Origin of the sequence: Methylobacterium sp. yr668 (assembly GCF_900116245.1) — a bacterium.
Lineage (GTDB): Bacteria > Pseudomonadota > Alphaproteobacteria > Rhizobiales > Beijerinckiaceae > Methylobacterium.
The window spans coordinates 202,495-224,613 of sequence record NZ_FOZY01000009.1; the positions used below are offsets into that span (position 1 = coordinate 202,495).

At 69.6% G+C, this 22,119-nt stretch carries 15 protein-coding genes; 9 read left to right on the plus strand and 6 right to left on the minus strand.

The window, feature by feature from the left end; all coding sequences use genetic code 11:
• The 5 genes from BM419_RS14420 to BM419_RS14440 all read left to right on the plus strand — a co-directional run bounded on the left by BM419_RS14420 (position 1) and on the right by BM419_RS14440 (position 8,077).
• Positions 1-3,120 carry a hypothetical protein gene (locus BM419_RS14420; RefSeq protein ID WP_091926803.1) on the plus strand — a complete coding sequence of 1,040 codons (3,120 nt, stop codon included), beginning with the start codon at positions 1-3 and terminating at the stop codon, positions 3,118-3,120.
• Entirely contained in the window at positions 3,120-4,784 is a 1,665-nt protein-coding gene (locus BM419_RS14425) for a hypothetical protein (protein ID WP_091926804.1), read from the plus strand. Before BM419_RS14420 ends, BM419_RS14425 begins: the two co-directional genes overlap by 1 nt.
• Before the next feature lie 310 nt (positions 4,785-5,094).
• Positions 5,095-6,945 carry a reverse transcriptase family protein gene (locus BM419_RS14430; protein WP_091926805.1) on the plus strand — a complete coding sequence of 617 codons (1,851 nt, stop codon included), beginning with the start codon at positions 5,095-5,097 and terminating at the stop codon, positions 6,943-6,945.
• Positions 6,942-7,682, plus strand: a complete 741-nt coding sequence (locus tag BM419_RS14435) for a hypothetical protein (RefSeq protein ID WP_091926806.1) — start codon at positions 6,942-6,944, stop codon at positions 7,680-7,682. The genes BM419_RS14430 and BM419_RS14435 overlap by 4 nt, the downstream gene beginning before the upstream one ends.
• Positions 7,679-8,077 (plus strand): hypothetical protein, encoded by a 399-nt coding sequence (locus BM419_RS14440; protein WP_091926807.1) that lies wholly within the window; start codon positions 7,679-7,681, stop codon positions 8,075-8,077. The genes BM419_RS14435 and BM419_RS14440 overlap by 4 nt, the downstream gene beginning before the upstream one ends.
• 32 nt (positions 8,078-8,109) lie before the next feature.
• Here the strand turns inward: BM419_RS14440 and BM419_RS14445 are convergent, their stop codons facing one another.
• From BM419_RS14445 to BM419_RS14455, 3 genes are all read right to left on the minus strand, one after another.
• Positions 8,110-9,210 (minus strand): adenylate/guanylate cyclase domain-containing protein, encoded by a 1,101-nt coding sequence (locus BM419_RS14445; RefSeq protein WP_091926808.1) that lies wholly within the window; start codon positions 9,208-9,210, stop codon positions 8,110-8,112.
• A gap of 791 nt (positions 9,211-10,001) precedes the next feature.
• Positions 10,002-10,928 carry an alpha/beta hydrolase gene (locus BM419_RS14450; protein WP_091926809.1) on the minus strand — a complete coding sequence of 309 codons (927 nt, stop codon included), beginning with the start codon at positions 10,926-10,928 and terminating at the stop codon, positions 10,002-10,004.
• Positions 10,929-10,942: 14 nt separating this feature from the next.
• Positions 10,943-12,895 (minus strand): FAD-binding monooxygenase, encoded by a 1,953-nt coding sequence (locus BM419_RS14455; RefSeq protein WP_091926810.1) that lies wholly within the window; start codon positions 12,893-12,895, stop codon positions 10,943-10,945.
• A 129-nt stretch (positions 12,896-13,024) separates the two neighbouring features.
• Between BM419_RS14455 and BM419_RS14460 the strand changes: the two genes are divergently transcribed.
• A protein-coding gene (locus BM419_RS14460) for an IS630 family transposase (protein ID WP_091926811.1) occupies positions 13,025-14,121 on the plus strand; the annotation gives its coding sequence in 2 pieces (ribosomal slippage) (positions 13,025-13,556 and positions 13,556-14,121; 1,098 coding nt in all).
• A gap of 89 nt (positions 14,122-14,210) precedes the next feature.
• Here BM419_RS14460 and BM419_RS14465 read toward each other — a convergent pair.
• Together BM419_RS14465 and BM419_RS14470 are read right to left on the minus strand one after the other, a co-directional pair.
• Entirely contained in the window at positions 14,211-14,741 is a 531-nt protein-coding gene (locus BM419_RS14465; RefSeq protein ID WP_244540775.1) for a lysozyme inhibitor LprI family protein, read from the minus strand.
• A gap of 147 nt (positions 14,742-14,888) precedes the next feature.
• Positions 14,889-15,419 (minus strand): lysozyme inhibitor LprI family protein, encoded by a 531-nt coding sequence (locus BM419_RS14470; RefSeq protein ID WP_175556307.1) that lies wholly within the window; start codon positions 15,417-15,419, stop codon positions 14,889-14,891.
• 1,240 nt (positions 15,420-16,659) lie between these two features.
• Here BM419_RS14470 and BM419_RS14475 point away from each other — a divergent pair.
• On the plus strand, positions 16,660-17,172 hold the full coding sequence (locus tag BM419_RS14475) for a Ros/MucR family transcriptional regulator (protein ID WP_244540771.1): 513 nt from the start codon (positions 16,660-16,662) through the stop codon (positions 17,170-17,172).
• Here BM419_RS14475 and BM419_RS14480 read toward each other — a convergent pair.
• On the minus strand, positions 17,092-18,444 hold the full coding sequence (locus tag BM419_RS14480; protein WP_091926815.1) for an IS701 family transposase: 1,353 nt from the start codon (positions 18,442-18,444) through the stop codon (positions 17,092-17,094). The two genes, BM419_RS14475 and BM419_RS14480, sit on opposite strands and share 81 nt — an antisense overlap.
• Positions 18,445-18,582: 138 nt before the next feature.
• Between BM419_RS14480 and BM419_RS14485 the strand changes: the two genes are divergently transcribed.
• Together BM419_RS14485 and BM419_RS33240 are read left to right on the plus strand one after the other, a co-directional pair.
• Positions 18,583-19,388, plus strand: a protein-coding gene (locus BM419_RS14485) for an IS5 family transposase (RefSeq protein WP_091926816.1) whose coding sequence is annotated in 2 segments (ribosomal slippage) — positions 18,583-18,916 and positions 18,916-19,388 — 807 coding nt in all. Because the reading frame shifts where the segments join, the coding sequence is not laid out codon by codon here.
• Between the two features lie 538 nt (positions 19,389-19,926).
• Positions 19,927-22,119: beta strand repeat-containing protein (locus BM419_RS33240; protein ID WP_280141964.1), on the plus strand; the 2,193-nt coding region annotated here is incomplete at its 3' end.

Genomic DNA, 22,119 nt, shown 5'->3' on the forward strand with positions numbered 1-22,119 from the left:
ATGAGGGTCGTCCGCGCGGCGCGCCTCCACCTGCGGGACGCCACCTCCGACAAGGTCTACGACGTCGACCTGATCGAGAACGAGGCCCTCGGGACGCCCGAGCGCTACTTCGTCAACACGCGCTACGGCCGGCGCGGCGCGACCCTGCGCGAGGGCTCCAAGACGCCCCAGCCCGTGACCGCCGAGGCGGCCGCCCGGGTGTTCGACAGCGTGGTCGTCTCCAAGATCAACGGCGGCTACCGGCGGGTCGACGGCCCGGAGACCGCCGCACCCGAGGCGACGCCCGACGGGCGCGATGGCGTGCTGCGGGCGCGGCTCTCCGCCTGCCTAAGCGAGAGCTGGGCCGAGCGTGACCGCGACCGCCTGCTCTGGCGCATCGGCGAGTTGCGGCTGGCCGCGACCGCCCCGGATCTGATCGCCCTCGCGCGGGGCCTCGGCCCGGCGCGGGCGAGCTACGCCCTGGTCTGGGCGCTCGCCCGGGCGGCGGGCGCACAGGCCGGTCCGGCGCTCGCGGCGATCGCCGCCGAGGCGCCCGGCAGCGTGGTCCGCGACCTCGCCCGCTTCGCGCTCACCGCCCCGCTCACCGGGCCCTACCGGCCGCCGGAGGCCGAGCCGGACCTGCCCGGCATGGTCGCCCGGCCGGCCGAGGCGGGCGACGTCGACGGGTTGTGCGGGGCGCTGGACGGCCTTGCCCGGCACGATCCGGGCCGGGTCGGGCCGGCCCTGGTGGCGCTCGGCCGCCGGGCGCAGGCGGCGCCCGGCCTGCACGCGACGCTCTGCGCCGCCCTGCTCCGGCTGCCGGCGCGGCCGCCCTACCTGATCGGCCTGCGGCGCCTCTTCAAGCACGCCGAGATGGCCGACGATGCCGCCCTGTTCGGCGCCACCGCCCAGCGCTTCGAGACCGCGCAGGCGATGTATCAGGCCGGCCGGAGCCACGCCTACGTCCCCGACCTCCGGCGCTACGTCGCGGTGGACGCGGCGCGCCAGGGGCCTGAGGCGCGGCTCGGCCTGTCCACCGCCACCCGCGCCTACATGAAGCGGCGGATCTGGCGCGCCCTGCGCAAGCGCGGCGCCGTCGGGGACCCGGCCTTCGCGGCGCTGGCGGCGGACTTCCTGCTGGCGCTCGGGCCGGAGGATCTCGATCCCCCGACCCGCTGGACCGCCTGGGGGCGGAAGCCGGACGGGACCTGGGGCCGGCAGGCGCGGGCGCGGGGACCGCTCGGCCGCAACTGGACGGCGAGCCAGCTCCTGTACCGTCACGCCCCGGAGGCCCGGCCGCGGACGGGTTCGCTGACTTTCCTGGAGACCGGCGCCGTCGATCCCGACCGGCGCGACGAGGCCTTCCCCGACCTCTGGAGCGCCCGCCCGGACCTGGCGCTCCGCCTCGCCGCGGAGGGGCGGATCGAGCCGGTGGCGCGGCTGGGCCTGCGGGTGCTGCGCGCGGACCCGCGGGCCTGCGCGGCCCTGACGGCCAGCGAGATCGGGCGCCTGCTGGCCGCCCCGCACGACGCCGTGCGGACCTTCGCGTTCCGGACCGCCCAGGCGCGTCTCGCCGCCGGGATCGCCGAGCCTGCCGAACTCGCCGCCCTGGTGGCGGCGCTGCTCGCGAGCCCGGAGCCGGAGGCGCGGGCGCTGGCCCTGCGGCGCCTCGAGGCGGAGGCGCCGATCGTCTGGTCGGATCCCGACCTCGCCGCCGCGCTGCTCACGAGCCCGGAGCCGGACGTCCAGGCGGCCCTCCCCGGCCTCGCCGGGGCGCGGGCGCTGCCCACCGGGCTCGCGGCGCCCCTGGTGGCGCGGCTGGTGGCGTGGCTGCGGGCGATGCCGCCGGAGCCCGACGCGGCCGCGACGGCCGCGATCCGGGGTCTGCGCGCCGCCCTGCCCTTCCTGTGGCCGGACCGCGACCTGCCGGTCACGTCCGAGACCGCCGCCGCCCTGATCGCCCACCCGTCCGCCGCGGTCCGGTCCGCCGGCCTCGCCCTCCTGGCGCAGTCCGAGGCCGGGGCCGCCGGCCTGCCGCCGGAGAGCTGGGACGCGCTGATCGGCGCGGAATCCGAGGACATCCGGATCGCCGCCCTCGTCCTGCTGGCGCGCCTCGACGACGCGCGGCTCGGGCTCTACGCGGACCGGATCGTCGCCTTCGCCAGCGGGCCCGACAGCGCCGTCCGGCGGGCTGCCCGGCCCCTTGTGGCGCGCCTCGCGGCGGCGGATCCGGGCCTCGCTCCCCGCCTCGCCCGGGAGCTGATCGGCAGCCTGTTCCGCGCGGCGCCCGACGACGCCTACGCGGCCGACACCGTGGCCCTGCTGCGCGAGGCCCTGCCTGGGGAATGCGCCGCCCTCGACGACGGCACCCTGTGGCGCCTGCTGCAGGCGCGCGCGGACGGCGCCCGCCGCCTCGGCGCCGCCCTCCTGCCCGACCGGCGCGCCGAGGCCCTCAGCGTCCGCCAGATCGCCCGCCTCGGCGGCCACCCCTACCGATCGGTGCGGGACTGGGCGATGGCGGCCTTCGCGGCCGACCCGACCCGGTTCCAGGCCGCGGCGGCCGAGGCCGTCCTCCTGGTCGAGAGCGACTGGCCCGACACCCTCGCCTTCGCCCGCGGCCTGTTCGACGCGTGGCCGGAGACCGCCTGGACGCCCGAGGCGCTCGCCGTCGTCACCGACAGCGTCAAGCCGGAGGTCCTGGCCCTCGCCCGCCACCTCCTGCGCAGCCGGCTCCGGCCCGAGGACGCGGAGGCGCAGGTCCTGCGCCTCCTGGAGCACCCCGCCCCGTCGATGCACCTCCTGCTCACCGAACTCCTCACCGAGCAGGCCGTGGCGAGCGAGGCGGCCTTCGCGCGGCTGATCCCCCTCGCCCGCATCGTGATGCTGCAGGTGCTGCGCGGCCGGGTCGCCAAGGACCGGATGGCCGCCTTCCTCCGGGCCGAGGCCCTGCGCAGCCGCGCCCGCGCCGCGGCGCTGCTGCCGCTCTTCGCCGACCTGACCCTGAGTGGCACGGCCCGGGACCGCAGCGCCGCGATCCTGGCCCTGCGCGACGTCGCCGACGCGCATCCCGATCTCGCCGTGCCCCTCGTCCGGCGCCCGCCGGAGGCGCGGGGACCCGTCTCCGTCTCGGAAGAGGCCTGATGAACTTCGTCCATCGCTACCTCGGCGAGAGCCGGGCCGTCTCGGACGCGGACGCGACCCGGCTCGGCTTCGTTCCCGACACCCTGCGCGAGCCGACCTACTTCGCCGGGACGGTGGCGCGGCACCTGCCGTTCCGGGAGGCGATCTCCGCCCTGCACCACGTCGTCGTGTCGGACCTGCGCTTCAAGCCGAAGGACCGCACCGCCTACTTCGCGTGGCTCCAGGCCCACGAGCAGGAACTCCTGGCCGAGGCCCTCGCCGAGAAGGACAGCCTGCGCGCCGAGATCGAGGCGCTGCGCGCCGAGTCCCGGGACATCGCGGCCCGCTCCGACGCGGTGATGCGGTCGTTCTACGACGCGCGGAAGCGGTACTTCGACTATCTCTACCGGGAGAACCTCGACGCCTGGATCGTGCTCGACCCGGTCATCACCGTCCATCCGGACGAGATCTTTTTCGAGGCCTTCAGCCTCGACGAGTCGAGCTACGGGCGCCTGTCCTGCGACCACGACACGTTCGCGCGGATCGGCGACATGGCCTGCGGCACGACCAACATCGACTACAGCCACGCCCTCTACGACGAGTTCCAGAAGATCCGCAGCTACCGCGACACCGAGCTGGCGATCGACCCGACCGGCTTCGCGGTCCAGACCTCCGGCGAGGCCGCCTACCGCGAGGACAAGATCGACCTGCCCGATTCCTGGATGCGGGGCTTCCTGCAGGTGTCGAGCGCCATGGCGCAGCCCGCCCACGTGGTGGACCTGCACCCGGTCGACATGCACGCGATCTTGACCCGCCTCGCCGCGCGCCGCGAGCGCCACGGCCCGCGCTCCCTGCGGTTCCTGCTCGAGCCCGGCCGGCCGGTCAGCGTGCTGATCGAGCCCTGGAACGAGCGGCTGACCTTCCGGCGCTCGATCTACCGCGGGGCCGAGGCCGCGGAGATCCGCCTGTGGGGCCGGCGCCGCCTCGCGATCCTGGCCCGGACCCTGCCGCTCGCCCGGTCGGTGCGGCTGCACCTCCTCGGCACCGGTCTGCCGAGCTTCGCGGTGGTGGATTTCGGCGGCCTGCGCTTCACCCTCGGCCTGTCGGGCTGGACCGCCAACGACTGGTCCCGGGCCGGGCAGTTCGACCTGCTCGCGCCACGGGCCGACGTCGACGCCGACACCGCCGCCCGGGTCTTCGCGGCGCTCCGGCGCCACCACGCCGCCGACACCGGCCAGCTCGCCGCCGAGACCGGCCTCGACCGGTCGACCGTGGAGGCGGCGCTCGGCGGCTACGTGCAGGCGGGCCGCGCCATGTTCGACCTCGACAAGCGGGTCTACCGCCTGCGGGAGCTGACCCGGGAGCCGCTGGCGCCGGGCGCCCTGCGCTTCGCCTCCGAGCAGGAGGCCAAGGCCGACCGGTTCCTGGCGGCCGGACTGGTCACCCTCGGGCCCGTCGAGCAGGCCGGCGACAGGCGGCGCCTGAGCGGGACCGTGCTGGACGACGGCCGGAGCCTGACGCCCGCGGTGGAGCTCGATTCCGACGACCGCATGGTCGGCGGCAGCTGCCAGTGCGGGTTCTACACCCACAACCGGCTGACCCGGGGCCCCTGCGAGCACATGCTGGCCGTGCGCCGCCTCGTCCACGCCCAGGTCGAGGGCAAGCCGGTGCGGTGGCAGGCGTGAGACGGACCCGATTGATGCGGCCGCGCGCCTGGCCTATCCTCCCCGCGACGAGGGGCGTCGGCCGGGGCGGACCTTGCATTTCGGGCGGCGATTCGCCGTCCCTGCACCCTGCCCGGCAAAGCGTCACTGGCCCGCTCTTCACTGGGCCGGCACTGACCACCGGTGCGCGTTCGCGGTTTGGGTTCGCTGAACCCAAACGCGCACCGGTGGTCGTGCCGGCGTCGAGTGGACCGGGCCAGTCCCGAGACTTGACGAAGGCATCCCGGCCGACGTCCCCCGTCACGCCTCCTGCCTGCGCCGGAGGTCGCCGATGAGCCAGCAGCCCGGCAGCCTGACCCGCCAGCAGCTCTACGACCGGATCCGCGAGAGCTCGAAGGACGAGGTCATCCTCGAGGAGATGATCCGGCTCGGCTTCTGGCCGGACGGGGAAGCGCAGCCTAACCCGCCGGACGACCTGATCCGCCGCCGCGGCGAGATCGCCCGCGCCCTCGCCGACCTGCACCGGCGGGAGGCGGCGTGGCGCGACCCGGAGGCCGCCCTCAAGGAGATGCATCGCCGCCGCAAGAAGGCGGCGCTGGAGCGGCGGCGCGAGACGCGGCTGCGCAACGCCCGCGACCGCCACGCGCGGGCGCAGGCATGGCACGCGCGCCGGGAGGCGGAGATCCTCCATCTCGGCGACGGGGTCTCGGCCGGCCTCGCGCACGCGGACGCTCCGGGGCGGGGGCCCGCCCCCGGTCTCCCGCCCTTGGCGAGCCCGAAGGCGCTGGCCGAGGCCATGGGGATCGGCCTCGGCGAGCTGCGCTTCCTCGCCTACGACCGGGCGCTCAGCGCGGTGAGCCATTACCGGCGCTTCACCATCCCCAAGAAGGCCGGCGGCCTGCGCCGTATCTCGGCGCCGATGCCGCGCCTGAAGCGGGCGCAGTACTGGATCCTCGACGCGCTCCTCGCCCACGTCCCCGTGCACGCGGCGGCCCACGGCTTCGTGCCCGGCCGCTCGATCGTCACCAACGCCGCCGCCCATGTCGGGCGGGACGTCGTGGTCAATCTCGACCTCAAGGATTTCTTCCCGAGCCTCGACTACCGGCGGATCAAGGGGAAGTTCCGGGGCCTGGGCTACGCCGAACCGGTGGCGATCGTGCTGGCGCTGCTCTGCACCGAGCCGGACGTGGACGCGGTCGAGATCGACGGCGCCCGCCTCTACGCCGCCCGGGGGCCCCGCCGATTGCCGCAGGGCGCGCCGACGAGCCCCGCGCTCACCAACCTCGTCTGCACCCGGCTCGACGCCCGGCTCGCCGGCCTCGCCGGCAGCCTCGGTTTCACCTACACGCGCTACGCAGACGACCTGACCTTCTCGGCCTCCGGCGAGGCCGCCGGGAAGGTCGGCGCGCTGCTCAAATACGTCCACGCCATCGTCGCCGGGGAGGGCTTCACCGTCCATCCGGACAAGACCCGGGTGATGCGCCGCGGCCGGCACCAGGAGGTGACCGGGCTCACCGTCAACGAGCGGGTCGGCGTGCCCCGCGAGACCCTGCGCCGCTTCCGCGCCCTCCTGCACGGGCTCGAGCGGCACGGGCCGGCCGGGTGCCGCTGGGGCGCGGCCGGCGAGGCGGGCGTGCTCCGCGCCGCGGTCGGCTTCGCGCAGTTCGTCCGGATGGTCACGCCGGAGACCGGCGCGCCGCTTGTCGCGCAGGCCCGCGCCCTCGCGGACCGCCATTCGGCCCCGGTGACGGCGCCCCGGCAGCCGGACTTCCGCGCCCGGTCCGCGCGGGGCGAGGTGCCCCTCGCCCGCTGGTGGGTGCCGGCCCCCCGCCCCGCGCCCGAGCCGGACCCGATCCTGGCCGAGGCCGAGGCGGCCGCCGCCCGGGAGGCGGCCGAGGTCGCGGCCCGCGCGGCCGCGCCGGTGCCGGGCCGCAGCGGCGTGCCGGCCTCGGGGCGCCCGCGCCTCGGCGCCCCGGAACCGGCCGCCCGCGCGGTGGCCGCGCCGGACGCGGGCGCCGAGCCCGACGACGCCCCGATGAAGCCCTGGAAGGTCGTCCTGGGGATCTTCGTCCTGTTCCAGGCGGCCGCCCTGCTGCACCCGGCGCTGGGGCTGCTCGTCCTCGCGGTCGCCCTGCTCCTCGGCCTGCGACGCCTGCTGCGCCGCTGGCGCCGGCGCCGATGAGCCTGGCCCGGAGCCTCCCGGCCGGGCACCTCCGGACCAGCCTCGCCGCGCTCTTCGCCCTGGCCCCGGTCCTCTCGCTCGGACCGGGGGCGTCCCGGGCCGACGAGGCGCCCGCCGCACCCGTCTTCAACAAGGCCGAGGCCGCGGAGATCGCGGCGGCGCTGCGGCAGGACCCGGCCTTGCTGCGCAGCTTCGGCACCTGCCCGGCCGACACCTTCGCGCGGGAGCGCCCGTTCTGGCGGTGGGCGTTCGCGCCCCGCCGGCCCACCGAGCGCCGCTGCGCGCGCGAGCCCGCTTCCTGCTACGCGCTCTGCACCCGGTGGTCGAACGCGCCGGCCTGCTTCGACCTCGCCCTCGCCTTGGAACACCACTCCCTCGACGTCGCCGACATCCTCGACAAGGAGCGGCTCTACGCCCTCGCCTGCGCGGGCGGGTTCCCGGCGGGCTGCACCAACCGGGCGGCCGGGATCCGGAACGGCGGCTACGCGGAGGATCCCTTCCGCGCCGCGCCGCGCGCCGACACGGATGCCTGCCTCGCCCGGAGCTTCCGTCTCGATTGCGACCGGCGCGGCGCCTGGGGCTGCGCCATGCTCGGCCAGGCCTATCGCCTCGGCGAGGGCGTCGCCGCCGAGGCGTCCCGGGCCCGGGCGGCGTTCGACATGGCCTGCACGATCAACCCGGACTTCGCAGCCTGCACCTTCGCCAAACGGCAGCTGGCCGAGATGGGCGCGCCGTGAGCGCCGGCGACGCCGGACCGGCTTCCGACGCCCTGCGGGCCCTCTACGGGCGGGTCGACCCAATGCCCGAGGGGCCGCCGGCGCCGGGCCACGCCCGCGCCTCCCTGTGCGTGGACGTGGGCGACGGGGACGACGTCGCCGCCGCCGAGCGCTGGATGCTGGCCCATGCCGGCCGGCTCACCCGCGTGCGCAGCACCGGCTGCGGCTGCTGCGTGATCGGCTGGGACATCGAGGGGCCGGCGGCGCTCGTCGCCACCCTGCCGGCGGCGCTCGGGGCAACCTCCGACTGGGCCGGCCCGGCCGCGGCCCCGCGGCGCGCGGCGCGCGCGCGGGGCCGGCGCTTCTGGGCGCACGGGTGGGAGCGCTGGTGGGAGCGCTGGGTCCGCCGCCGCTGAGACGCGACCGACACGCGGCCCCGACGGGGAGCCTAGCGCGGTTCCGCGACGGCCTCGGCGCGGTCCAGCACCGGCGGCGCCGGCCTCTGCTCCGGGATCAGCCGGTCCGGCGCCGCGCCGCGCTCGAGGGTGGCGACCGCCAGGGGCGCGCCGCGGCCGCGCAGGGCGTGCGTCCCCAGCGGGCGGGCGCGGACGCCGTCGGGCAGCCGGTCCAGCCGGTCGAGGAGATCCTGCGAGATCAGGATGTCGACGCCCAGCGGGCGGCACAGGGCCTCGATCCGCGCCGTCACGTTCACGGCGTCGCCGAAATACGCGATCTTGTGGCGGTCGACCCCGACTTCGGCCGTGACCACCGGACCGCCGTGCAGCGCCGCCCGGAGCCGCGGGACCGTCCCGAACCGGGCGGTCCAGGCCGCGGCGTCGGCCTCGATCCGGTCGAGCACCGCGAATACGCAGGTGACGCAGCGCGCGTCCTTGAGGCCGCGCTTCATCGGCCACGTGATCATCGCGAGGTCGCCGATGAAGTCGTCCGTGGAGCCGGCGTTGCGCCGCACCGGCTCGGCGAGCGTCGCGAACACGGCGCTGAGATAGTCCTGCGCGCGCAGGTCGCCGTGGGTCTCCGCGAAGGCCGTCGAGCCGACCACGTCGAGGAACAGGAAGATCCGCTCCTCCTGCACCGGCTTATGGTAGCGGCCGATCATGAAGTTCACGAACACCTCGCCGCCGATCAGGTCGCGCATGCGCATGACGAAGACCAGCAGGGCCGACACGGCCAGCGAGTAGGTGAGGAACCGCGGCGTGATCCGCACCGCCGTGGACAGGCTGTCGGCGGTGAGGCCGAAGGTCCAGACGACCAAGCCTCCGAGCGCGCAGCCGAGCGTGATCAGCACCACGTAGAGCAGTTCGGCAGCCAGCATGTAGACCAGCGCCGGCAGGCGGCGCAGCCGCGTCTGGACGCCCGACAGGGCCAGGCCGGGCACGAAGGCCAGCACCGTCCCGCCCACCGCCAGGGCGTAGACCAGGCCGGCGAGCATCGAGGCCCCGCCGACGAAGAGCAGGTTGTAGAGGAGGCCCGCCCCGCCGGAGGCGAGGAGGAGGGTCAGGGCCCAGAGCCAGCGGTACTGTGGGAGCATGGGCGGTCGGCGGGGTCGAGCGTGGCGGTGAGCACGGTTGGACCTACGCGATGGCGGGGGGCGAAGGCGAGAGGGGGGGCGCCGCGAGGGGTGGGTCGGGCCGGCGCCCTCGGGCTGGCCGGTCGCCCGTGACCGATCCGGAGCGATTTACGCCGTCCACCCGACGTCGTCGGCCGGTGTCGCCGCGCGGCCACAGGTGGGGGCGCGTTCGATCCGGGAGGTTGGGACCTGCCCCCCCGGCGGATCCCGCGATCGCGGGAGGCTGGTGGTCCCGGCAGGACTCGAACCTGCAACCCAAAAAGGCTATTTCCGCCAGCAGCCTAACGAACGTCTACGGGTAATGGTTAGCACTTTGTGCGAGGACTGCAAGACGTAGCGCTGGCAGTTTCGTTTGAAGGTGACCGCAGCGCGGCCGGTCCTTCATCCAAACTCTTGGCATTGCTGGCTGCGTGATCATGTCTCTTCAATCAGAGCTGAACTGCAGCGTGCTCGCACGTTTCATCAAGAGGCAGCTCTCAAGATTGCAATCGAGCAGCGGAATAACACGGTCTGGCCAAAAGAATCTGGACCTACTCCGAGATCGTTGGCCGGATAGGCAGGCAATCCGCCTCCCGACACACTGATGAGATTTACGAAAGTCTGCCGCGATTGCAGAGGCGGTTCATTTCCAGCTTATCTATTTAGGCTTAAAATCTCCAAAGAACGAAGTCGGAATGAAAATTTTATTAAATTTCATGTCGGGATTGCGCTCATCAGCCGATAGTCATGCGCGGGTAGGATCGTTTGACTGGCTATACGGACGCAGCCTCAGTTCGCATATTAGGCTCCATATTTCTCGGCTTGAGGTGGCCATCCACGAAGGTGCCGGCCTCCGAGAGAGCTGCGCGCCCCTCCGCAAGGTTCGGGAAGAACAGATGCCAAGCGTGGATCATCGCGGGCCAGATCCGAAGCGTGACGTTCATGCCCGCGCTGCCGGCCGCGCCGGCCAGACACACCGCATCATCGAGGAGCGTCTCGTCCGAGCCGACTTGGATCAGCGTCGGGGGCAAGCCTCTTAAATCGGCGTAGAGGGGTGAGGCCAAAGGGTTCTGAGGATCCGCGCCGCTCAGGTAGGCCGCCGCAAGTTCGGAGAGGTAGAGGCGCTGGATCATGGGATCCACCGCTGCCTTCGTCCTGAAGCTGTTGCCGCGCAAGGCCAAGTCGATCCAGGGTGAGGAGAGCCAGAGACATCCGGGCAGCGGGTCGCCCGCCTCTCGCAGGCGCAGCGCGGCGGCGACGGCGAGGCCACCGCCCGCGCTCTCGCCGCACAAGGCGATCTGTTCGGGCGAGATCCCCTGCTCCAGCACGAACCTATAGCCCGCCACCGCGTCGTCGAGGGCGGCGGGGAAAGGGTGCTCAGGGGCGAGCCGGTAGGCGAGTGCGAGGGTGCGGACGCCGGCGTCCTGCCCCGCGCGCGCAACGACGTGGCGATGGCTGTCGAGGGATCCAGCCATGTACCCGCCGCCGTGGAGGAAAATGAGGACGCGCTCGGGATCGCCACCAGGGCAGAGGGTCCACTCACCCGGCACGCCGCCGGCATCGACAGGGGTGACGCGGGTGCCGGGCGGAAGCGCGTCGCGGCGGCCGAAGCTGTCGAGCCGGGCGCGCCGTGCGACGAGATCCGCCGGCCGCGGCTGCGCCTGCAGGAAGGCCCGGATCGCGTCGATCTCGCTGCGCATCGCGTTTCCACCCGCTACAGCATGAATCGATCGAAGAAGGCCGCGAGTTCGGCATGGGCGTCCAGGGGCAGCACATGCGCGACGTGCTGGTCCGGCCGCACGACGACGATGCAACCGTCCGCCCGCCAAATGCCGCGCAGTGCGAAGATATCGCCGGCCTTCGGGTCCGGGCAGAAGACCTTCTCGCAGTCGACGAGGTTATAACGCCCCTTCGGCGGTCGCAGCAGCGGTGGCATCGCTCCTAGAACGAACTGCCGGTGGCCCTGCTGCAGGATCGCCCGCACGTCGATGACGGAGTCGATGTCGGCGCCCGCGGGTGTGAACCGCCGGATGGGCGCGTCGTCCGCTTCGGCCAGGTACGTGCACACGGCGCGCAATCGCGAGGATCGCGCGTCGGGCGACTCCGGATCCGCGAACAGGAACAAGCGCCAGCGGCCATCTGCCTTGACGGTGTGGCCGAGCTGAAGTGGCTTAGCATCGGCCAGCCGGATCACCGGCGCCGAATGAAAGCGTGTCCCGATCCTGAAGCCCTCGGCGAGGTTCTGATGCGTGGACTGGCCGGTGATGAGGGACGGCGGATAGCAGGTCTCGGTACCGGCGGTGAAGCGGCCATGCTTGACGAAGTACCGCTCGAACTCGGCCGGATCGACGCCGTCGCCGCCCGTCACGTCGGATGGCCTGGGCGGGGCGCTGAACATGCGGGCGAACGCACGGTCGAAGTCGATGAGTTCCTGGGCGACGGCGCGACGCTCCATCGAGTAGGTCTGGAGAATCTGCGGTGTACACTGCCCGCGGACCACGGCGGCGAGTTTCCAGCCGAGGTTGAAGGCGTCCTGCATCGAGACGTTCATGCCCTGGCCCGCTTTCGGGCTGTGCGTGTGGCAGGCATCGCCAGCGATGAAGATCCGGGGCGAACGATGTTCACGGTGCGCAAGGCAGCCATCATCGAAGGCTTCGCAGAGCCTCTGCCCAATCTCGTAGACCGACCACCATGGGACTTCCTTCACCTCCAGCGTGTAGGGGTGCAGGATGCGCCGCGCCGCCGCGATCAGGTGATCGACCGTCACCGCGTCCCTTGCCAGGCGCCGATTCGCGTCGAGCTTGTCGAGTTCGATGTACATGCGCACGAGGTAACCACCTTCGCGCGGGATGATTAGGAGGCTACCCTCTTTGGCGGAGTGGATGGCGGACTTCAGGCGGATGTCCGGGAAGTCAGTCACGGCAAGTACATCCATGACGCCCCACGCCTGATTGGCGGAGTCACCGTGCACCGTAAGGCCCAAAGCGCCACGCACGACGCTGTGGGCCCCATCGCACCCGACGATGTAGCGCGCGCGTACGGTCTCGACGGCAGACGTCTGCGAATCGTCGATCCGCTCAAGCCTGACGTTGACCGGATAGTCGAAGTCGCTGGATGGCTCGATGCCGTCGCCCGTTTCGGCGTCCGTGAGAGCCAGATCGAGGAAGTTGCGTCCGTAGCTCGGCTCCAGGCGAGTGGGCGCGTTCTGCATCGTTGCGAGGAAGAAGTCGTGGACCCGCGCCTGGTTCATGATGACGTGCGGGAACTCGGACAATCCCTCCTCCGTATCCACGATGCGGCCAGTGCGGGTAATCACGTTCGACTGGCTGGGATCGGGGTTCCAAAAGCAGGTTTCGTTGACCCAGTACGCCTCCTTGAGGACACGCTCGCTGAAGCCGAATGCCTCGAACATCTCCATCGTCCGGCATGCGATCCCATCGGCTTGACCGACGAGGAGGCGGCCGCGCTTCCGATCGATGATCCGAGTTGTGATGTTGGGGAAGGCCGCGAGTTGCGCGGCGAGTGTGAGGCCGGTCGGTCCGCAACCGATTATTAGGACATCGACCAGATCCGGCGATGCGCCCTTTAAGTGTGGATTTCCTCCTACCGCTGGTGGTTCGGCGATCGCTGGATCCCCGGACTTGTAGCCGTTGAGATGGAACTGCATCCGCGCAAATTCTCGGCCTGCTATCGGGGGCCTCAAACGGTCTATAGCGTCAGATCCGTTTCGGCACATTCATCTAATACCAAGTCTCGTTGAGCAGGACTCACGCTGGGTAGCGGTGGCGAGCGGGTTGTGATTCTGTCCTCTGGTTTGGAGCCTGAGGAGGATGGGATGGCCGCTCCTGTGCCGCTGCGGCCAGACTTTGATGCCGCGGCCCTGCGAACTCTGGCCAAGAGCTCGCGCGATCCGGATCAGACCCGCCGCCTTCTGGCTTTGTCGGCGATCTACGCGGGCAGTCCGCGCTCCGAGGCGGCCGCTCTCGGCGGGGTTGGGCTTCAGACCGTGCGGGACTGGGTGCTCGCCTTCAACGCTGAGGGGCCACATGGGCTGATCGGCGGCAAGGCTCCCGGTGCCCGCCCACGGTTGAATGCGGATCTGCGTGCCGCGCTGAAGGCCCTGGTCGAGCAAGGCCCGGTGCCAGCCGCGCACGGGGTGGTGCGCTGGCGTTTGGTCGATCTGGCTCAGATCCTGTTCGAGGACCACGGCGTCTCGGTCTCCGAGCAGACGCTGAGCCGGGTTCTGCGGAGCATGGGCTACCGGAAGCTCTCAGCCCGTCCGCGCCATCATGCTCAGGATCAGGACGTCATCCCGGCTTTTAAAAAGCCTTCCCGGTTCGCTTGGCAGAGGTCGCGCAGGCTGTCGGAGGCAAGCCGATAGAGATCTGGTTTTCCGACGAGGCTCGGGTCGGTCAAAAGAACTCCATCACACGTCGTTGGGCCCGCCGCGGCACACGGCCCGCAGCCTCAAAGGACCAGCGCACCGCCTCCGCCTATCTCTTCGGCGCGATCTGCCCGGCTCGTGGCACGGGAGCCGGGCTCGTCATGCCCCGCTGTACCACCGAGGCGATGAACCTGCATCTGGCCGAGATCGCCAGGGCCGTCACCGCTGGTGCGCACGCCGTGCTGCTGCTCGATCAGGCTGGCTGGCACATGACCCAGAAGCTTATCGTGCCGGCCAACATCACGCTGCTGCCGCTGCCAGCGCGCTCGCCCGAACTGAACCCGGTCGAGAACCTCTGGCAGTTCATCCGTGAGAACTGGCTCGGCAACCGGATCTTTGCGTCATACGAGGCCATCCTCGATCAGTGCTGCGACGCCTGGAACAAGCTCATCGATCAGCCCTGGCGCATCATGTCCATCGGCCTGCGGGCCTGGGCTCATGGGTTCTGATCAGTGAGAGTTGGTATAAACACATTCGTAGCGACAACGACAGTCTCGCGGCCCTTCTAGAGGTATCACCGGGAGAAGAACGCTAGCGTTTACCAGCGGTCATAGCGCCGCTTAAGCTCCGCGGTTCGCGCTTCCGTATGTCCGAGTAAGCAGGTGGCGATAGCTGGATAAGTCCCTGTACCGCCATGCCACTCATCGGTGATGAGATCGCCGCAGTCGGCATTGCGGAATCGCATCCAAGACTGTTGAGCAAGTCTGAGCTCCTCCTGCCACTTCTTACCGTTATCCTCGCTGCTGATCGATTTCATGGCGCGTGCGTAAATCGCGTTCAATTTCTTATCTGCGATTTCCTGGGCTCGACCCAGGCAGGCGGTCATCCCTGGGTTGATTACCTCAGAACAGGCAGCATCAAGTTTGCCCGCAACATCTCCGTAGGCCTTCGACAGCGCCTTCGCTGCATCCTCACCATGACGGTTCAGGCAGGCGTCTATTGTATTGTCATCCATGCAGGCCAAGGGCGGCGGTTCTTTCGAGGCTGATGGCGTCGCATCATTCGGCGCAGCGTATGCCGCGCTAAGAAAGCCGGCAGATAAAATAATAGAGAGAGCGAGAGCCTTCATCGTCGACACCTTTATATTCCGCGGGTGCTGCCTTAGCGTATGCGCCTATTCGTCCGGCGCGGTGTATATCCATCTCAAACTAAATCCATCGAGGGCTAGAAACGGGGGCGTTAAGGCCAGGAGGGGCCCAAAGTCCGCGTCTCAAATCTATTCGCGGTCGTAGCGCCGCTTAAGTTCTGCTGCTCGCTCTATGGTATGCGCGACCAGACAGGTTGATCCCGGTGGACCGGCGCCTGTACCGTCCATCCACTCGAATGATATGACATCGCCGCAGTCGGCATCCCGAAATCGAAGCCAAGCCTGTTGTGCGAGCTTGAGTTTTTCGCGCCATTTGCGGGCTGCGTCATCGTCGCTGCCTATCGACTTCATCGCACGGGCGTAGGTCTCATTGAGCTCCTTGTCCGCGACTCGTTGAGCACGCTCCAAGCAATCGCCGATGGCCGGGCCGATCACCTCGAAGCACATCGGAGCGACCTTTTTGGATGCGTCGGCGTAAGCCTTAGACAACATATTCACAGCCGCTTCGCCATGGCGGCTCAGACATATGGTTGGGTCGTCCGAGTCACATGTCTCAGCGGCGGGCGCACTTGGCGCTGCAAGGGCCATGGGCACCAAAGTCACGCTGGCCACTGCGCCAGCAAATGCACCGGCAAGGGTGCGAAGAGCGGCCTTGCTCATACTGCTACCTGATCTGACTGTAATACTGCAACAAGCCACAGATTTCCGGCCGTAATTTTGAGTTGTGTTGATCGCGTAGCATTTGTAATCTTGAAGCACGAGCTGCGCTTGCGGCAATTGCCACATGGCCGGACCGCGCCTCACAGGAGGCGCAGGTTGGATCACTTGGTTTCCGGCGCCTCAATAGTAACGCCCTGGAATGAAGCGAGTACGGGTCGCGTTCCAGTGACCTCTCATGTAGCCAACCGGCCGATTGGTGGCATGGCAAGCGGGGATCCACCTCGTGCCGTGATAGCAGAGTTTGCCGTAGCGGCTGAGCCAAGCGACGTTGGACACGAGGGGCTGATCGGAGGTTGTGAATGCCTTATCCAGGGCGATGATAGGTCCCGCATTCGCCGCGCCGATCGAGGCGATCGAAATGGCTGCGGCAACAACAATAGACTTCATGGATTGCTGCTTTCGTTAACAGATGGCGCATTGAACAGATCTAATTTGATCTGGGGCGATCCGGTTGATTTTGCCGGTTCGCTGCGGGAGTACATATCTCCGACCTCGGAGAGCTTAGGTGCTTCAGAACACGTCAGCTGCGGCGCCTCATTCGGCCTCCGCGCTGAAGAGCATCTCTCTCACAGCAGCGGCAAGGAGCCCGTATTCAAAATACTTGGCAGCGACGGTGGTAGCTTCGGAGTTGCAGGGTCACGGACCGGCGGAAGACCAGCCGCCGGCGGCCAGCTCGATCCGGTCGCCGTACGATTCGAGCATCTCGTCACGGTCTGGCCGGATGGCCTCGTCGGGAGCCGGGCCCGGGATGCCCGCGCCGTCTTCGAGGCGCTGTCCGAATCCGAGCAACTCGCGGCGATCGCCGCGGCACGGGCCTACGCGGCACACGCTCAGCGCAAGCCGGGCTACGCCTTCGCGTCGCAGACGTGGTTGCGCCAGACCGACTTCGCCCCGCTGCCCAGCCCAGGGCGCCGCACAGCCGCGTCTTCGTCCGCGACGACTCGCCCGGATGGGAAGCGTGGGCCGCAAACTACCGGCGCCTCGGCAGGCCGATGATGAACCCCCATCCACATCGGCGGCCAGGACGGCTGGCGCTTTGGGAGCCCGCTGCCGCCCACGGCAACCTCCGCGGCCTGATCGTGGCCGCTCCTCATCTGCCCGGTCCTCGCGATCGACCCTCTGATCAGGAGAGCCCCATGTCCGATTCCCCCGACGACCTCCTCAGCCCACTACCGGCATCGTGGCGGCCTTCGTCAGCCGCCAAGCGGTGGCCGCGGCCGATCTGCCCGGCCTGATGCGCACCGTCCGCGACGGCCTGCTCGCGCTGGGCGATGCGGGCCCGCCGATCGTCGCCGAGCCGGAGCCCGACCGCCCCGCCCCGACGCCCGCCCAGATCCGCAAGTCCGTCCACCCGGACAGGCTGATCAGCTTCATCAACGGCTGCGAATACAGGACGCTGAAGCGGCACCTCACGGCCTACGGTCTGACACCGGACAGCTACCGCGCACGCTTCAGCCTGCCCCACGACTATCCCATGGTCGTCGCCGGCTATGCTGCAAAGCACTCGGCGCTCGCGAAGGCGATCGGGCTAGGCGTGCACGGCGCCCAGGCGGCTGGCAGGCGAGCAGCAGCATCGTCAACGACGCCGAGCACTAAGCTCGACTTTGGCCACTCATGCGGCGTGGCAGAGGGCATAGGCCCAGGGCGCTGGCAAACGGAGGCGGGGTTTTGTTCGGGCGCGTCGGCGCGGTGATATTGCCAAAGTCCGCTCCCGCCAGATCGCATAGCGCACGGCGGCCAGAGCATCGGCGAAAGTCGGGCGCGGTTTGGGGTACCACGCGGCGGCCGCGATCCGTTGCCGTTGGTGGACCGGGAGCCGTGCAGCCAGCAGCGTGACGATCGAGAACAGGGCGAGCAGGCAGGGCGTTGTGCGGGCGATGGCCTTGTCCGACCACTGCCGCTGCGTCTCGACACCGAGATGGGCGCGCGCTTCCTGGAAGGTGACCTCAACAGTCCAGCGACGTACGAACCATCCGACGATCTGCGCGGGCTCGCGCACCGGTTCGGTGCAGAGCAGGGCCTGCGGTGCAAAGCGGCTCTCGGGATCGCGCACCAGCACCCATCGGATCGGCACGACCGGCAGACCGCCGTGCCGCCACACGGCGGTCCCGGAGGCGATCTCAAGGGTGCGCTCGCCCGCCCCGTACCAGCCAGGCACCACGACTGCGTGCCAGCGCGTGTCCTTGGCTGCAAGGATCGCGGCGAGCGTCGGCAGCCGCGCGCCTTTGGTCCGCGGGCGTCCGATCGTGCCGGGCGGCCGCGGTGGGGCCGGCTCGTAGAGAGCAGCATCCAGCCGCAGGCGGGTGATCGCCGTGATGCGGGCGCGGCGCATCGCGTCGAGGAACACCAAGGCCGAGAAGCCGCTGTCGCCCACCACCACGAGGTCGCGTGCGCGCAGCCAGCGGCGAGCCTGGAGAGCGAGTTGGCGTCCGACGTCGAGCAGAGGCTTGTGCCGACGGCCCCGTTCGCGACAGGCGCGCTCTGATGGCACCAGCGCGGTCAGAAACGGCAACGCCCAGACGCGCCCCGCCCAGGGGATCGGGGCGAGCACCATCAGGCTCATCCAGCGCAGCCCGCTCGCCTTGACGAAATGGCTGTCGGAGGAGCGAACTGGATCACGGTAGATGCCCTTGGCCGCGATCCGCTTGCCGCGGCGGCGCTCGATCGTGTCGTCCAATCCCAGGACCACGGGGCCACGTTGCGCGAACGCATCGACGAGGAGCCCGAGCAGGATACGGCTGCCGGAGCGCGGGCACCACGCCGCCCGGTTGAGGATGCGGTGGACGTTCACGAACCGCCGCTCCTGCGCGCGGCCCATGATGCGCAGGACGCTCGTCACCGTGCGCCGCCCCGGCGTCAGGATCGCGCCGATTAGCAGGTTCTGAGCGTGTCGCCACGAGCGGTGGACGAACAGCGGTGCGAACGCCAGGATGATCCCGGCGAAGCGGGCGGGCAGGGGCAGCATGGCGGTGTCTCTTGGCGGGGACGCCACCAGCCTATCCGTCACGCCCGCTTCGTCACCTCCGCCCACTCGACGCGCCGCAAATGGCCAAAGTCGAGCTTAGAGCGCGGGACAAAACCGCAGGTAGCGGGTTGGGTGGGCATGGACGCTCTCGTACCCGACGACCTGTGGGCGGTGATCGAGCCGCTTCTGCCGTTTGAGCCTGAGAAGCCGAAAGGCGGTCGGCCGCGTGCCTCGGATCGGGCGGCGCTGGCTGGCATCATCCTGGTTCTGCGTACGGGCATGCAGTGGAAGCACCTGCCGCGTTCTGAGGTGGGATGCAGCGGCAAAACGAGTTGGCGGCGGCTCGGCACGTGGCAGGCAGCCGGTGTTTGGGCCGCCCTGCACCGCGTGATGCTGGAGCAACTTCAGGACGCCGATGCGCTCAACTGGTCGCGCGCGGCCCTCGACAGTGCGAGCCTGTCAGCGAAAAAGGGGGCTCCGCGACAGGCCCGAACCCGACGGACCGGGGCAAGCCGGGGACGAAGCGCCACCTTGTCGTGGACGCCAACGGCACGCCGCTCGGTCTGACGCTGACCGGGGCCAACTGCAACGACAGCCGTATGCTGGCGGCGACCCTCGACGCGGTGCCAGGCGTGCGCACCGGCCGGCGTGGTCGCCCGCGACGCAGACCGGACAAGCTGCACGCCGACAAGGGTTACGATCACCGTCGCTGCCGGCGCGAGTGCCGGGCCCGCAGCATCACACCACGGATCGCGCGACGGGGCATCGAGAGCAGCCAGCACCTCGGCCGCCATCGCTGGATCGTGGAGCGCACCTTGGCTTGGCTCGCCCGCTTCCGCCGACTGACCATCCGATACGAGCGACGCGTCGACCTGCATCTCGCATTCACGACCCTCGCCTGTGTCCTCATCTGCAGGGCACAGATCAACCGGTTTTGTCCCTGACTCTTATACCGGTCGAGAAATGCCGTTTTGGGACGCGCAAAGCTTCCGGATCGACAAACGAGGATGACTCCCTAAGAGACGGTTTACCGATTGTTAATGTTTCCGTTTCTTTTCTGAATCTTCCCGATCGTATATTTAGAAGTCTTATTGGATGATTTTGACAGACGCCTATCGTTATCGTGCTGCGCTGCTCGCGGGTATGGCGTTCTCGATGCCCGCCACGGCCGGGAGCGCTGAGGGACTGCCGTGGGGCTTATATTCGGACAAATCTACCAGTATTGCTATCCCATTTGCGTCTCCAATTATCTGGAAGGCAAAGGACGAATTTGGCAACAATAGCCCCGGAGCAACGCTGAGTGTCGGTATCGACGGCATGAGCCCAAGCAATTTCATGCTCGATACTGGTTCGACGGGTATAGCCATCGGAAAAGACTCTAAAGTTTGGCAACCTGCTCCTGGCCAAGCGCCGATCGGACCGGGACAGATCACATATTCTAGCAGCCAGCGTGTCTTAACAGGTCAGCTCTACGAGACCACCGTGCAGCTTTACGACCCGGCAACGAAAAAACCTGTCGCTGCCGCGCGCGTACCCATACTGCAGGTGACGGCGGAAACAGTGGGCGGCGTTGCCGTAACCGGCGAAATTAAGACACAGATGTTTGGTGTCGGCTTCGGCCGTGAGGCAAAGGGTTTCCCGAATGGGACACCCGATGCAAATCCGTTGCTCAATATCAACTATATCGCCACTGGCGACGCATCCAAGCTTGTGCGTGGCTACATTATAACTAAGGACGGAATACAACTTGGACTTACCGCCGCAAATACACAAGGGACGACGTTCCTTAGGTTAACTGCCGGCCCGAAATCGGGGAACGCCATCGAATGGCAGATGACGCCGGGCGACCTGCAGGCTGGGGGCGCCATCGGCTCCGGAACTGTTCTGCCTGATACGGGCCTCTACGACTCCTACATCATCCTCCCGGATGGCAGCAGCCTCACACCCCATGCGAGGATCCCCAAGGGAACTCTCGTAACAGTTTACATGCCGGGTCGTACGAGCCCGCCTGTAGCGCTTTACAGCTTCAGCGTTGGTGACACGCGCAATCCGCTTGCGCCGGTGGGCGAGGTCTATGCGGAGAGCACGCCGGTGCCTGATACCGGCGCAACCTATATCAACACGACGATCACGATCCTCCGCGGCTTCAATCTCATCTATGACGCCGATAGCGGGTTCGCGGGTTACCAGCGCATTGCCCCCGAAAGTGCAGATCTCATTGCCCAGCCGATGATCGCACTGCAGGGAAGCTTGAGCTTGGCCTCGCAATTCACGACCGGCCTTCCCGTCTTCCTGATGAGTACGACGGCGCTGAACCCGCTCGATGTTGCGAGCCTCGGCGGCGACGTCTCCGGGCCTGGCGGCCTGATTAAGGTTGGGCTCGGCACCCTCGAACTTGCCGGCACCAACACCTATGCCGGCGGCACCACCATCCTCGGCGGCACCCTGGCCGTTTCCCGCGACGCTAATCTCGGCGCCGCCGGTACCGGCCTGACCCTCGGCGGTGGCACCCTCGAGGTCCTCGCCGACGGCTTCGCCACCGCCCGCCCGATCACGCTCGCCGGCCCCGGCACCCTGCAGATCGACGTCGGCACCGCCACCTTCGCGGGGCCGATTGCCGACGGCAGCCAGCCGGGCGTGCTGATCAAGTCCGGCTCCGGGACCGCCGTGCTGTCGGCCGCCAACACATTTACCGGCGGCGCTGTCATCAGCGCCGGCACTCTCGCCCTGACTGCCACCGGCAGCCTCATCGCACCGGTCCTCGTCGGTGCAGGTGCGAGCTTTCTCAATGCCGGCCTCGTCGCCGGCAGCGTCGGCAACTTCGGCGTGCTCGCCAACAGCGGTACCATTAATGGCGCGATCGCCAATGCCGGTATGGCCGTCAACGCCGGTACCATCGCCGGCGGCACGACCAACAGCGGCAGCCTGGTCAACGCCGGCACCCTCGCGGGCGGTCTGACCAACACCGGCACCGCCCTCAACACCGGCGCGATCGCCGGCGGCGTCATCAGCAGCGGCAGCCTGAGCAACGCCGGCACCATCGGCGGCGGCGTGGCCAACACCGGCCTCCTCGCCACCAGCGGCACGATCAGCGGCGGCCTGACCAATGCCGGCACCGTGCTCGCCAGCGCCGGCCGCATCGACGGCCCCATCGCCAACAATGCCGGCCTGCTCGCCGTCGCCGGATCCGTGGCCGGCACCGGCCCCTTCGCCAACGCCGCCGGCGCGACGCTCGCCGTCACCACGGGCGGCAGCTACAGCCTCGCCGGCCCCCTCGCCAATGCCGGCCTCGTCGCCGTCGCCCAGAGCGCCAGCCTCACCGCCTCCGGCGGCCTCAGCAACGCCGGCCTCGTCGCCAGCGACGGCACCCTCACCGCCGACCTGACCAACACCGGCGTCGCCCGCCTGTCCGGGCAGTTCAACGGCACGCTCACCAACACCGGCCTCGTGCAGATCACCGGCCCGCTCGCCGGGCTGACCGGCCTGACCAACACCGGCGCCCTCGACCTCGGCGGCACCGCCCTCACGCTCACCGACCTCGCCGGACCGGCCTCCGCCGTCCTGGGCAACGGCGCCCTCACGGTCGCCAGCGCGGCCGCCTCCACCTACGCCGGCGCCATCCTGGAGACCGCGAGCCCGACCAGCCTGACCAAGGCCGGCCCCGGCACGCTCCTG

Excerpts from the sequence above, each read along its gene's own strand:
- BM419_RS14420 (WP_091926803.1), top strand. The coding sequence starts at position 1 with ATGAGGGTCGTCCGCGCGGCGCGCCTCCACCTGCGGGACGCCACCTCC.
- BM419_RS14425 (WP_091926804.1), top strand. The coding sequence starts at position 3,120 with ATGAACTTCGTCCATCGCTACCTCGGCGAGAGCCGGGCCGTCTCGGAC.
- BM419_RS14430 (WP_091926805.1), top strand. The coding sequence starts at position 5,095 with ATGAGCCAGCAGCCCGGCAGCCTGACCCGCCAGCAGCTCTACGACCGG.
- BM419_RS14435 (WP_091926806.1), top strand. The coding sequence starts at position 6,942 with ATGAGCCTGGCCCGGAGCCTCCCGGCCGGGCACCTCCGGACCAGCCTC.
- BM419_RS14445 (WP_091926808.1), bottom strand. The coding sequence starts at position 9,210 with ATGCTCCCACAGTACCGCTGGCTCTGGGCCCTGACCCTCCTCCTCGCC.
- BM419_RS14450 (WP_091926809.1), bottom strand. The coding sequence starts at position 10,928 with ATGCGCAGCGAGATCGACGCGATCCGGGCCTTCCTGCAGGCGCAGCCG.
- BM419_RS14455 (WP_091926810.1), bottom strand. The coding sequence starts at position 12,895 with ATGCAGTTCCATCTCAACGGCTACAAGTCCGGGGATCCAGCGATCGCC.
- BM419_RS14465 (WP_244540775.1), bottom strand. The coding sequence starts at position 14,741 with ATGAAGGCTCTCGCTCTCTCTATTATTTTATCTGCCGGCTTTCTTAGC.
- BM419_RS14470 (WP_175556307.1), bottom strand. The coding sequence starts at position 15,419 with ATGAGCAAGGCCGCTCTTCGCACCCTTGCCGGTGCATTTGCTGGCGCA.
- BM419_RS14480 (WP_091926815.1), bottom strand. The coding sequence starts at position 18,444 with ATGCTGCCCCTGCCCGCCCGCTTCGCCGGGATCATCCTGGCGTTCGCA.